A 12,883-nucleotide genomic window follows, 5' to 3' on the forward strand; every position below is an offset into this window, starting at 1 on the left:
CGATGCTGAGTTCCACCTCACTTTATGCTGCCATCGATCTTGGCTCCAACAGTTTTCATATGTTGGTAGTACGTGAGGTGGCAGGAAGTATCCAGACGCTGGCCCGAATTAAGCGAAAGGTCCGTCTGGCAGCCGGCTTGGATAGCCAAAATCACCTATCGCAAGATGCGATGGAACGCGGTTGGCAATGCTTGAAGCTTTTTTCAGAGCGTTTACAGGACATCCCGCGGGATCAGATTCGCGTGGTCGCGACAGCCACCCTGCGTCTAGCGTCCAATGCTGAAGAGTTTCTGCAAACGGCAACCGAGATCCTCGGCTGCCCCATTCAGGTGATCAGCGGCGAAGAAGAAGCTCGGCTAATTTATCACGGTGTTGCACATACCACCGGTGGGCCAGAGAAACGCCTGGTGGTTGACATTGGTGGTGGTAGTACCGAATTGGTCACGGGCAATGGTGCTCAAGCCAACATATTAGTTAGTTTATCAATGGGTTGTGTTACTTGGTTAGAGCGCTATTTTAGTGATCGTAACCTTGCAAAAGACAATTTCGAACGTGCTGAGCTCGCTGCTCGTGAGATGATCAGACCCGTCGCGGCACGTTTTCGTGAACACGGCTGGCAAATCTGTGTCGGTGCTTCAGGCACGGTACAGGCCCTGCAAGAGATCATGGTCGCCCAAGGGATGGATGAGCTGATTACCTTGCCCAAATTGCAGCAACTCAAGCAAAGAGCAATTCAGTGCGGCAAATTGGAAGAGTTGGAAATCCCCGGTTTAACATTAGAACGAGCGTTAGTTTTCCCCAGTGGCCTGTCTATCTTGATAGCGATATTCCAAGAGTTAGCGATTGAAAGCATGACGTTAGCTGGCGGCGCACTGCGCGAAGGGCTCGTTTATGGCATGCTTCATCTGCCGGTTGAACAAGATATTCGCAGTCGCACTGTACGAAATTTACAGCGCCGCTATTTACTCGATACTGAGCAAGCTAAGCGCGTCAGTAAATTAGCAGACAATTTCTTGCTACAGGTCGAAAAAGAGTGGCATCTCGATAGTCGATGTCGCGAGTTATTGCAAAATACCTGTTTGATTCATGAAATTGGCCTCAGTGTTGATTTTAAGCACGCTCCTCAACATGCTGCTTACCTGATTCGCAATCTTGACCTACCTGGTTTTACTCCTGCACAAAAACGGCTCTTCTCGGCACTGTTGCAAAATCAGAGTGACGCTCTCGATCTGACGCTATTAACTCAGCAGAACGCATTGCCCGTCGATATGGCGCAACATTTGTGTCGCTTATTACGTCTGGCAATTATCTTCTCTAGCCGCCGTCGGGATGACACACTTCCGGCAGTCAGGTTGCGTGCAAATGGCGAAGCACTTTATGTGCTGTTGCCTCAAGGCTGGCTACAGCATCATCCTTACCGTGCAGAAGCATTAGAGCAAGAAAGTCATTGGCAAAGTTATGTGCAATGGCCATTAATATTAGAAGAACTCAGCTAAGGATTTCTTCTGTTGGGTGACTTTTGGTCACCCAATAATCTTCCTCTCCTTGATCAACCTCATGTTACCTCAGACAAAAAAACTGAAACCCTCAGAATGTGATCGTCCCCAGCTTAAAATAGAAACAATGTGTGTATTTTTATAAAACAGCGTTTCTATATTGAATAATGAGTTTCTATATCGCCTTCTGGGAAAGAACGCTGTGTCCAAATTTTCAGTCATTTATGAGGAATAATAATGCGAGCACAGCTTCAACGCCCACATACAGCAGGTATGTTGGTGATTATCTCCAGTCTGATGGTCGGATCTCCCTTGGCGATGGCCGCTAAATCAACGAGCCACGATGCCCCTCAGCAGCTACAAGTCCCTACTCTCGCCTATGACGAGAGCAGTATTGTTTTAGTTTGGAAAGCGCCGGAAGATACCCGAAAAATTGTTGATTACCAGATTTACTCTGCTGGAAAATTGTTGGGTAAAGCCACTGATAACAATGATAAATTCTCACCAGCGAAGCCCTATATGGATAACTTCTACGCGAATGATAAAGAGAATTTTCAACATAAAATTGTGCTCCAGAATTTTACCGTTGACGGTCTGAAACCTGATACTCGTTATCAATTTACGGTCAAAGCACAATATGCTGACGGTACATTATCCGCAGCTAGCCAGCCTGTTAATGCCAAAACCAGTGCAAAGCCACAGATTGTCAACATCCGTGACTTTGGTGCCATTGATGATGGCAAATCGTTGAACACCAAAGCGATCCAGCAAGCCATTGATAGCTGCAAGCCGGGTTGTCGTGTCGATATCCCTGCAGGCACCTACAAAAGCGGCGCACTTTGGCTGAAGAGTGATATGACCCTCAATCTGCAAGCAGGATCTACGTTGTTGGGTTCAGAGAACCCAGATGACTATCCGGCTGGCTATCGCCTCTATCCTTACTCAACGATTGAGCGCCCTGCCTCGCTGATCAATGCCATCAACCCTAATAGCAGCAAGCCGGGTACATTCCGTAATATCCGAATTACAGGTTCAGGCATTATTGATGGCAATGGTTGGCAAAGAGCCAAAACAGCTGAAATCACGGATGAGTTAGGTCGTCCATTACCGCAATACGTGGCGAGTAAAAATAGCAAAGTACACGAAGACGGTATTCTGGCGAAAAATCAGGTCGAAAAAGCCGTTTCCGAAGGTATGGATTTGAAGAATGCTTATGGCCAACGCCGCTCCAGCCTAATGACTTTACGCGGAGTCGAGAACGTTTACTTGGCCGATTTCACTGTCCGTAACCCCGCGTTCCACGGCATCATGAATCTGGAAAACCATAATGTGGTGGCTAATGGTTTAGTGCATCAAACTTATGATGCTAACAATGGAGATGGTATTGAGTTCGGCAATAGCCAAAATGTGATGGTGTTTAACAACTTTTTTGATACCGGCGATGACTGCATCAATTTTGCTGCGGGCACCGGTGAGAAAGCACTGGAACAAGAGCCGATGAAAGGCGCATGGCTATTCAATAACTATTTCCGCATGGGGCACGGCGCAATTGTCACCGGTAGCCATACCGGTGCTTGGATTGAAGATATTCTGGCTGAAAATAATGTGATGTACCTGACCGACATCGGCTTGCGCGCCAAGAGCACCAGCACTATCGGTGGCGGTGCACGCAATGTTACATTCCGTAACAATGCAATGCGCGATTTGGCGAAACAAGTGATGGTCATGACACTGGATTATGCTGATAGCAACGCCAACATTGATTATCCACCGGCGAAGGTTCCAGCTCAATTCTATGATTTCACCTTAAATAATGTGACGGTGGATAACACCACCGGCAAAAATGCCTCAATTGAGATCAAAGGTGATTCGGTGAATCAGGCTTGGCACCGCTTAGTCCATGTCAATAATGTGCAATTAAAGCAGGTGACACCAACGGCAATCAGTGATTTACGTGACAGCGAGTTTAATAATGTGGTCTTTACTGAATTGCGCGGTGAGACACCATGGCATTTTAGCGATGTAAAAAACGTCACTGTTGATGGTAAGCAAGTTGCGCCTTAATCCGTAAACGAATGGGCAGGTTCATCTGCCCATTCAGCACATACTCAAGGCTGTTTCTTCGCATTTGCTAACTGAGCACGAATATTGGCCAGATGGCTCTGGCCTTTTTGCATTCGTTCTTGCGGGCTAACGACCTTACGCTCATTTTCCCATTGCAAATCATCCTGCGGTAACTCCATCAGGAAACGGCTAGGTTCAGGCCGTATCAACTCACCATACTGACGCCGCTCTTTACACAAGGTAAAGAACAGCTCGCGCTGAGCACGAGTAATACCCACATATGCCAGTCGCCGTTCTTCATCAACATTATCTTCATCAATACTGCTTTGGTGCGGCAGTAAACCTTCTTCCATCCCAACTAAGAACACATAAGGGAATTCCAGCCCTTTCGACGCATGTAGTGTCATTAATTGGACTTGATCCAGTTCACCATCACTTTCTCCCCGCTCCATCATGTCACGCAGCGTAAAGCGTGTTACGACCTGCGTTAGCGACATCGGCTCATTTAGCTCAGAGCCTTCTAACATCTCTGTCATCCAGCTAAATAATAGGTTCACGTTCTTCATCCGCATTTCAGCGGCTTTCGGACTCGGAGATGTTTCGTACAGCCAGCTCTCATAATCGATACCGTGGATCAGATCCCTTACTGCCGCCACTGGTTCGCGTTCGACCAACCGAATAATGGCATCCATCCAGTGCGTAAAGCGCTGCAATGACTCCAAACCACGGCCTTTTAGATGTTCACCCAGCCCCAAATCAAAGCTGGCACGAAATAGGCTTTTATTACGCAAATTGGCCCATTCACCCAATTTTTGGATAGTCGCCGACCCTATCTCACGCTTTGGCGTATTAACAATACGCATGAAGGCACTGTCATCATCTTGATTGGTCAAGACCCGCAAATAAGCCAGTAAGTCCTTAATCTCTGGGCGTGAGAAAAATGAATCTCCCCCGGAGATTCGATAAGGAATACGGTTTTGCATCAATAACTTTTCAAACAGACGCGACTGATGGTTACCACGATACAAAATGGCATAGTCACTGTACTGCGTTTTTTTAACAAAGTGATGAGCAATAAGCTCGCCGACGACTCTCTCGGCCTCATGATCTTCATTATTGGCAGTAATGACTTTTAACTCATCGCCATACTCCAACTCAGAAAAGAGTTTCTTCTCAAAAACATGCGGGTTATTGGCAATCAGAATATTCGCCGCTTTTAGAATTCGTCCTGAAGAGCGGTAATTTTGCTCCAGCTTAATCACCTGCAGCTGAGGGAAATCTTCATTCAGCAACACCAGATTTTGTGGCCGTGCGCCTCGCCATGAATAGATTGATTGGTCATCATCACCCACCACCGTAAAACGTGCTCTGCTCCCCACCAGCAGTTTCACCATATGGTATTGGCTAGTGTTGGTATCTTGGTATTCATCTACTAATAGGTAACGCAGGCGATTTTGCCAACGCTCCCGCACTTCCAAATTATTTTGCAGCAGTAGCGTCGGCAGGGAGATAAGATCATCGAAGTCCAATACATTGCAGGCTTTCAGATGAGCGTCGTATAAGCCATAACAATGAACGAACAATTTATCACGCTCGGATCGCGCTAATGCGGCAGCGCCGGCAGGATCCAGCAGATCATTCTTCCAATTGGAGATCGCTGAGATCAGCTGTTGCAGGAGCGCTTTATCATCTTCCAGCCACTTGTGGGTCAAATCTTTCAATAACCCCATTTGGTCCTGCGCATCGAACAGCGAGAAATTAGATTTCATCCCCAGCGCCGCATACTCTTTTTTGATGATCTCCAACCCTAACGTATGGAAGGTCGCAATCATCAAACCACGGGATTCTTTACGCCCTAGAGTCTGGGCCACTCGCTCTTTCATCTCACGCGCGGCTTTATTGGTAAAGGTCACCGCTGCGATATGTTTTGGTTGATAACCACACTGGCGTATTAAATGGGCAATTTTATTGGTGATCACCCGAGTTTTACCCGATCCCGCACCGGCCAACACCAGGCAGGGTCCGGTGACGAATTCGACGGCTTGTTGTTGGCTGGGATTTAATCGCATGTTACATGGGTCGCTCTGTGGGTTATCGGGGGAACAGGATTGTAGCAGAAAGCCGCTGTCGAAAAAAAATCACCTGCACCTTTTGATTTGTAAAACAGCCTCGCTAGTCGCCCCATCCCGAATAAAATACGCTACACTGGCGCGCTTCTAGAGCCTATAGAAGATAACCTTCGTTCAAATAACATTGTGGTGATTGTAATTATGGCAAACAAAGCTTCTGCGCTGCACATTCTGGTAGATGATGAAAAGCAGGCAAACGATATTCTGGCGCAATTAAATAGCGGCGCGGATTTCCAAGCGTTGGCGAAGAAGTTCTCCAACTGCCCGTCAAAACGCAACGGCGGTGATCTGGGTGAGTTCAACAAAGGCGATATGGTCCCAGCGTTCGATAAAGCCGTCTTCAGCTGCGAACTACTGCAACCTTATGGTCCGGTAAAAACTCAGTTCGGTTATCACATCATTAAAGTGCTATATCGGAACTAAGTTTAGTTTGCGTCTCCTGAATAAGAGGCGCAAATAATATCTTTACCATCTGACATTTCCCTACCTACATCATCAACATAATTCGTTTCATAAAGTTCTTATACTTAAAAATCTTACCTGTCATTTCTCTATGCAATCTTCACTTAACTATAAATAGGTACCGTAAATAAATCCTAAAACGAGCATGTTCTAATGTAAAACTAGGGTTGTAAAAACCCTAAAAATAGCAAAAAAAAGCCATTACAGACAAAAACAACAAGAAAGATCTTATTAATTTTAAATTCGATTTTCATTAAAATCCTTTAAATACATGACGTTATTCAATCTAAAACCCTAAAGTCAGTGTGATAGGAATTTTCCCACAAAAACTGGTTCGCTTATCCTATGTGCAATAAGGATTACCTTATATATTATATTTCACATCAAGTAAGGGATGTGCCAAAAAACAATAAGCACTGAATTACTTTAAATATAAATCCGTGGAAATTGACAAGTATAATCGAATAAAAATCGCCATTACAGTCATAGTCCATTTCATTACTTAATAAATAAAGTTAAATCATCATATATATGATGATTAGACTCACTTTAAATTAACGCTTTGGAGTTTTAAATGAATAAGATTACTTTGGCTTTGGCATTATTCTCTGCATCTACAACTTTTGCTATGGCAGCAAGTAATAATACAATTACTTTCCAGGGTGAAGTTACTGCACAGACTTGTTCAGTTACTGTAAACGGTGTTGAAGCAAATCCAATGGTTTTATTGCCGACTGTATCAAGCGCTGACCTTGATACTTCTGGTAAGAAAGCAGGTAAAACAACCTTCACTTTAGGTGTTTCTGGTTGTACTGCTGACGCAAGTGATATTGATATCAAAACTGTTTTCATTGGTAACCAAGTTTCAGCGACCGGTAACCTGAAAAATAGCGGTACAGCAACGAATGTTGAGCTTCAATTATTAAAAGATGCAACAACAACAACAGGTATAGATTTGAATAGCGGTTTGGCGCAAGATGGTATCGTATTGAAAGCAGGTCAAACATCTGCAGAACATGATTTTGCAGTCCAGTATTATGCAACTGGGCAAGCCACACCAGGAACAGTGATTGGCTCTGTACAATACGCAGTTTCTTACCTGTAATATGAGTACTGTCGGGTGGGAAACCACCCGATTAATTCCCACAGAGGATATACCCATCATGCTTAATACACATAGCTACGGCTACCGTTTTCTGTTTGCCACTCTATTAATATTTATGGGTATCTCCTTTGCCAATGCCAGTGTCGTTATGGGTGGCAGCCGTATTATATATCCGGCGGGTGCGAAAGAGCACAGTGTACAATTAACCAATAATGATAACTTTGCCAATGCTGTTCAAGTTTGGTTAGACAGTGGGGATGCTCAATCCACACCAGAAACGGGTAAGGCCCCGTTTATTGTTACCCCACCATTCTTCCGCATTGAAGCAAATGCAGGTCAAACATTACGCCTGAAATATACCGGTAGTGGGCTGCCAACAGATAAAGAATCTATATTTTATCTTAACTTCTTACAGGTACCACCCGTCAATAAAGCAGAGAAAAACAATAAAATGTTAGTCCTGCTGCGTAACCGCATTAAGCTATTTTATCGTCCTGACAGTATTGTCGGCCGATCAGACCAAGTCCCGAGTGCATTAACATTCAGTGTTCGCCAGCAAGGCAGTAATGTGGTTGTAACTGGCAAAAATCCTACAGGCTTCTTTGCCACTATTGCCAGCGGCGAAGTAGTTGGCGGCGGTAAAAAACTTAAGATGAAGTCAGAGATGATACCGCCAATGTCTCAAGCTGAATGGATTATTCCAAATTCCTCAGCACCTTCAAATCCTGTTATTAACTTTCGTATTGTTAATGATTTCGGCGGGCAAGATACCGGCAGCTATCGGACTCAATAGCCTTTTCCGGTAAGGGAATATTTATGGGTTTTGCGCGCATCATATTCAAGGCGAAATTTTCTGGCCGTAAGAAAGCATTAACATTATGTATCAGCTTAATCTTACATGTTGATACTGTTTTAGCTCAGGAAGCATCACAGAATCTAGAGTTTGACGAGTCTCTCTTTTTAGGTACCAATTTTGCCGCGGGGCTGAGTCAACTTAATAAAGAGAATGCCACGACAGCGGGTAATTACGATGCTGTCGATGTCTTGATCAATAACAAGCAGTACAAACGTACGACAATTAAGTTTGTTAAGGATACTGATTCATCAGAGGTTCACCCCTGTCTGAGCGATGAGTTCTTAACGGCTGCAGGTATTAAAGTCATCGGTAGTGACAGTGCCATGGAGAAAGAACCTCATGTGCCCGATGCTACCAATCCGGAACCAGCACCTTCGAATTCCGCGGCAGAAACCCCAACTGGTGAATGTGTCCCACTGTCTCAACGGGTAAAAGGGGCTTCATTTCACTTTGATCAGGCCAAACTGCGCTTAGAGCTATCTATTCCACAAGCTTTATTAAAAAAGCAACCTCGAGGCTATATTGAGCGTTCGGAATGGGACGCGGGTGAGAACCTCGCATTTGTTAACTACAGCACTAACTTTTATCGTAGCGAAACACAGGGTACACAAAATAATACCTCTGATTACGGGTTCCTTGGTCTAAAAGGCGGCTTGAATTTAGGGTTGTGGCAAATTCGTCAACAATCAAACGTGCGCTATGCCAGTAATTCAACGAACAGCGATACACAATGGAATAATATCCGTACTTATGTGCAACGCCCTATTTCACAACTCGATAGTCAATTAACGCTGGGCGAAACATTTACCGATAGTACATTATTCGGCACCATGTCATTTCGTGGTGCCAAAATGGCAACTGACCAACGTATGTGGCCAGAGTCAATGCGTGGCTTTGCGCCAGAAGTCCGTGGTGTTGCCACGAGTAATGCGCGAGTGGTTATTCGCCAGAATGGGCAAGAAATATATGAAACCAACGTCGCACCCGGCCCATTTGTTATTAACGACTTATATAGCACTGCTAGCCAAGGTGACCTCAATGTTGAGGTAATAGAGGCAAATGGCACTCGCTCCACATTTACCGTTCCGTTTAGTGCCGTACCAGATTCAATGCGTCCAGGTGTGAGTCGTTATAATGCCGTTGTTGGGGAATCACGTGATTTCACCGATATCGATAGCTATTTCTCGGACTTCACCTATGAACGAGGTCTGACAAATCAATTAACGGCCAACAGTGGGATTCGTTTAGCACAAGATTATACGGCACTACTTGTTGGGGGCGTATTAGGGACCCCCGTTGGTGCATTTGGTCTAAATACTACTTATTCCCACGCTAAAGTTGAAAATGATCAAACTCAGGATGGCTGGCGAATGCAGGCTACCTATAGCCAAACTTTTAATGAAACGGGTACTTCCTTCTCATTGGCTGGATATCGTTATTCAACAAAAGGCTATCGCGACTTAAATGATGTTTTCGGTGTGCGCTCAGTAGAAAAGAATGGTGGAAACTGGGATTCATCCACTTATAAGCAACGCAGCCAGTTTACGACGACCATAAATCAGTCACTGGGCGGCTATGGGCAACTGTCGGCATCAGCATCAACCAGCGATTATTATAACGATACTCAGCGAGACACGCAGTTACAGCTTAATTACTCAAACAGTTATCGCGACATCAGTTATAACGTGGCCATTAGTCGGCAACGTACAATTTATACTTCAACGCTCTATAACTGGGATACCGATGAGACTGATGCCACGACGACATCAACGCGTTATGGCAATACCGAAAATATCGCGTCGTTGACAGTGTCTATTCCATTGAATATAGGTAACAGGAATCAGTATTTATCCCTGTCTGCCAACCGTAATCCGAAAAGTGGTAATAACTATCAGACGTCACTATCAGGTACTGCCGGTGAACGAAATAGCTTTAACTATTCCGTCAATGCGGGTTACGACGACAGCAATATCAGTGGCAGTTCGAATACTTGGGGGGCGAATGTGCAGCAGCAGTTCCCTAATGCAACAGTCAATGGTAGCTATTCTCGTGGTAGTAATTATACCCAATATGGTGCGGGTGCACGTGGTGCGGCGGTTATTCATAGCCAAGGCCTGACATTGGGGCCTTATTTGGGCGAGACTTTTGGCTTAATTGAAGCCGATGGTGCCCAAGGGGCGACCGTGCGTAATTCGCAAGGGGCAAGAATTGATAGTAACGGTTTTGCGCTGGTGCCATCACTCACACCCTACAATTACAATACGATTGGTTTAGATACGAAAGGGATTAATCGTAATACGGAACTGAAAGAGAATCAGGGACGCGTGGTTCCTTATTCTGGCGCAGCAGTTAAAGTGAAATTTGAAACCTTAACGGGCTACGCTGTATTAATTCAAACCCAAGCGGCTGAAGGTGAGGGGCTACCACTCGGTGCAGACGTCTACAGTGGAAAAGACGAGCTTGTGGGGATGGTAGGTCAAGGCAATCAGATCTACGCTCGGGTGAAAGATAAAAAAGGATCACTCTATGTTCGCTGGGGCGATAACAGCAATGAACAATGCGAATTGCCTTATGCGTTTGATTCAAAAGAAGCCGAGCAAGATATTATCCATTTAACCGGCAGTTGCCACCGTTAACGATGCGAGAGAAATAATGTTTAGACAAAAAGCACCATTACTATCTTGCGAGGTTTCGTCGCCAGCGGTCGCAACGCGATATCGTTGCACCTGCGTGATAGCGGGAATGATGGCACTGCTTGGGCTATGCAGCACACCTGTATGGTCAGCCTGCACCAAAATTACAGCGCAAAACCAGCTTAGCGCTGGCGATGGCACGGCGGGAGCATGGGCAGGTTCACTGGACAATAATAATGGCTCACTTGGCTTACCGAGTGTCATCGATCTCAGTACCAATGCCAATTTTCAACCAGATGGTACGCTATTAGCGGCTGCAACTTCTGATTTCACCACTTTCGCCTTAAATACGGGTTATGGCCCTGAACGCGTACTCTTTCGTTGTGCGGCGGCAGATGTCGACCAACTGTTCGAGATGTATGCCACTAACGGAGATAATGACTATGGTGGCAAAAATGAAGATGGTGCCATTGCGGGGAATGTTCCTTCTGGATTTGCCACCGTTGTCGCCAATGTCGTGATTCGACTGACAAATCTTTCAACCGGTGAATATTACTCTCGCTTGTGGAAAGGACGCCGTTTAACGGGACTTGATACGGACAGTACTGGCCGTATCTTAGTCAAAGCGAAGAATTTCAGTAATCTTTATACTGAGCTTTTTCGCATAAACTATACCCGTGCAGGGGCTTATAATGTGGCTTCATATGCCTATGCCTATACCCAGCCAAATGCCTATATTGCCTTTAAAGGCCCAGGGATAAGTGGCCCAGTTGAAGGCACCGACTCAGTATCAAATTGGCCTGGTTGGTATGGGACTTGGCCTGCTTCCATCGGGCTATACAATTATATGACTTTTCGCCGCACAACAATATGTGCGGTCACTAACTTTACGCCGACAGTTATTTTACCCAGAATTTCTGTCGCCGAGTTAAACAATGGTAATACCAGCTCTGCGGATTTTAATGTGGATTTTCAGTGTCAAACAGGCATTAATTCAGGTGTCACCGCGGGTACAGTGGCAATGGGCTTTTTGGTGCCCGCGGCCAGTGTTGCAAAAGCACAAACGTTAGGATTAATGAATGGCAGTGGTGGTATCAGCCATTTAGTTTCTGAAAATTACGGTGCTGCGGGAATGGCAAGCGGAGTTGGCATCCGTATTTACCGTAATAATAGTCCAATGTATCTGTTATCAAAGAATGTGACTCAAACAGGTAATAATGGTGGCTGGTATGGCATTTTCCAAGGTGCACAACAGATAACTGGCACGGTGTCGGGGGGGAATAGCTACACGGAGAACTTTCGGGCTGAGTTAAGCAAGATCAGCGGGCAAACGGTGACAGCGGGAGCGGTGAATGCACATGCGCAAGTGGTTATTCGAGTCCAATAGCGTGCTTTTCAAACGCGTTAATCGTGGAATCTACTGTTCGCTCCTTTTGCTGATGATGGCCAGCAGTGTGCCAGCGATGGCCAGCGTGATAGCCGAAAGAACACGGGTCATCTTTAGCGGGGGCAGCACCGAAGAATCGCTGCAACTGGTCAACAGCAACAGTTATCCAGTCGCCGTACAGGTCTGGGTGGATGATGGTGATTTACTGGCCACACCGGAGAAAGCGGTTTCCCCAGTATTAGTGCTGCCACCTTTATTTCGGTTACAACCGCAAGCACAGCGCAGTTTGCGGTTGATTTTATCAGGGGCCAGTAAATTACCTGTCGATAGAGAGTCTGCATTTTGGCTTAACGTTTACGAAATTCCGCCGAAGACCACCACTAAAGTTGAGGATGAATCTTTCGTTACCCTCGCCTTACGTATGCAGTACAAAATATTTTATCGACCGAAGGATATACCCGCACCGGAAGATACCTTAGGCAAAACACTAACTTTTTCTTTAGTGCGCAACGGTGACACTGCACTGATTAAAGTGAATAATCCCACACCTTATTATGCATCTCTGGCCTCAATAAAATTAGGTTCATCGGAAGCATTGCCTGATATGGTTGCCCCTTTTTCTACACTCGACTTCCCGCTCAATCACTTGCCCACTAGCAACAACACGGCTTTAAATTTTGTCTTAATCGACGATTCAGGCAACAGTAAGCCCCTGAGTAGTCATTTAAAATAAAGGCTCGCAGTTCTGGAT

General features: G+C 45.5%; 9 protein-coding genes. 8 read left to right on the forward strand and 1 reads right to left on the reverse strand.

Annotated features, from left to right (window positions below; all coding sequences use genetic code 11):
* Positions 1-2: 2 nt before the first annotated feature.
* Positions 3-1,496: an exopolyphosphatase gene (gene ppx, locus DA391_RS22025; protein ID WP_050083608.1), complete on the forward strand. Its 1,494-nt coding sequence runs from the start codon at positions 3-5 to the stop codon at positions 1,494-1,496.
* A 237-nt stretch (positions 1,497-1,733) separates the two neighbouring features.
* The gene (locus DA391_RS22030) at positions 1,734-3,560 is read left to right on the forward strand and encodes a glycosyl hydrolase family 28 protein (protein ID WP_050874501.1); all 1,827 of its coding nucleotides are present in this window, start codon (positions 1,734-1,736) and stop codon (positions 3,558-3,560) included.
* Positions 3,561-3,604: 44 nt separating this feature from the next.
* Here DA391_RS22030 and rep read toward each other — a convergent pair whose 3' ends face one another.
* Positions 3,605-5,629, reverse strand: a complete 2,025-nt coding sequence (gene rep, locus DA391_RS22035) for a DNA helicase Rep (protein ID WP_050083605.1) — start codon at positions 5,627-5,629, stop codon at positions 3,605-3,607.
* A gap of 201 nt (positions 5,630-5,830) precedes the next feature.
* Here rep and ppiC point away from each other — a divergent pair, with 201 nt between their 5' ends.
* From ppiC to DA391_RS22065, 6 genes are all read left to right on the forward strand, one after another.
* Positions 5,831-6,112 (forward strand): peptidylprolyl isomerase PpiC, encoded by a 282-nt coding sequence (gene ppiC, locus DA391_RS22040; RefSeq protein ID WP_050083604.1) that lies wholly within the window; start codon positions 5,831-5,833, stop codon positions 6,110-6,112.
* A gap of 613 nt (positions 6,113-6,725) precedes the next feature.
* The gene (locus tag DA391_RS22045) at positions 6,726-7,256 is read left to right on the forward strand and encodes a fimbrial protein (RefSeq protein WP_050083602.1); all 531 of its coding nucleotides are present in this window, start codon (positions 6,726-6,728) and stop codon (positions 7,254-7,256) included.
* 58 nt (positions 7,257-7,314) lie between these two features.
* Complete coding sequence (locus tag DA391_RS22050; RefSeq protein WP_050287225.1) at positions 7,315-8,049, forward strand: fimbrial biogenesis chaperone; 735 nt, start codon at positions 7,315-7,317, stop codon at positions 8,047-8,049.
* 23 nt (positions 8,050-8,072) lie between these two features.
* Positions 8,073-10,748, forward strand: a complete 2,676-nt coding sequence (locus DA391_RS22055) for a fimbria/pilus outer membrane usher protein (RefSeq protein ID WP_050083598.1) — start codon at positions 8,073-8,075, stop codon at positions 10,746-10,748.
* Between the two features lie 106 nt (positions 10,749-10,854).
* Positions 10,855-12,132, forward strand: a complete 1,278-nt coding sequence (gene stbD / locus DA391_RS22060; RefSeq protein ID WP_186378686.1) for a fimbrial usher protein StbD — start codon at positions 10,855-10,857, stop codon at positions 12,130-12,132.
* Complete coding sequence (locus DA391_RS22065) at positions 12,098-12,865, forward strand: fimbrial biogenesis chaperone (protein ID WP_108088207.1); 768 nt, start codon at positions 12,098-12,100, stop codon at positions 12,863-12,865. The genes stbD and DA391_RS22065 overlap by 35 nt, the downstream gene beginning before the upstream one ends.
* Positions 12,866-12,883: the final 18 nt, after the last annotated feature.

Source organism: Yersinia massiliensis (assembly GCF_003048255.1).
GTDB classification, from domain to species: Bacteria; Pseudomonadota; Gammaproteobacteria; order Enterobacterales; family Enterobacteriaceae; genus Yersinia; species Yersinia massiliensis_A.

What these genes read in the sequence shown, in the direction of transcription:
- rep (WP_050083605.1), bottom strand. Translation starts at nt 5,629, where the DNA reads ATGCGATTAAATCCCAGCCAACAACAAGCCGTCGAATTCGTCACCGGA.
- DA391_RS22055 (WP_050083598.1), top strand. Translation starts at nt 8,073, where the DNA reads ATGGGTTTTGCGCGCATCATATTCAAGGCGAAATTTTCTGGCCGTAAG.
- DA391_RS22050 (WP_050287225.1), top strand. Translation starts at nt 7,315, where the DNA reads ATGCTTAATACACATAGCTACGGCTACCGTTTTCTGTTTGCCACTCTA.
- DA391_RS22065 (WP_108088207.1), top strand. Translation starts at nt 12,098, where the DNA reads ATGCACATGCGCAAGTGGTTATTCGAGTCCAATAGCGTGCTTTTCAAA.
- DA391_RS22030 (WP_050874501.1), top strand. Translation starts at nt 1,734, where the DNA reads ATGCGAGCACAGCTTCAACGCCCACATACAGCAGGTATGTTGGTGATT.
- ppiC (WP_050083604.1), top strand. Translation starts at nt 5,831, where the DNA reads ATGGCAAACAAAGCTTCTGCGCTGCACATTCTGGTAGATGATGAAAAG.
- stbD (WP_186378686.1), top strand. Translation starts at nt 10,855, where the DNA reads ATGATGGCACTGCTTGGGCTATGCAGCACACCTGTATGGTCAGCCTGC.
- DA391_RS22045 (WP_050083602.1), top strand. Translation starts at nt 6,726, where the DNA reads ATGAATAAGATTACTTTGGCTTTGGCATTATTCTCTGCATCTACAACT.
- ppx (WP_050083608.1), top strand. Translation starts at nt 3, where the DNA reads ATGCTGAGTTCCACCTCACTTTATGCTGCCATCGATCTTGGCTCCAAC.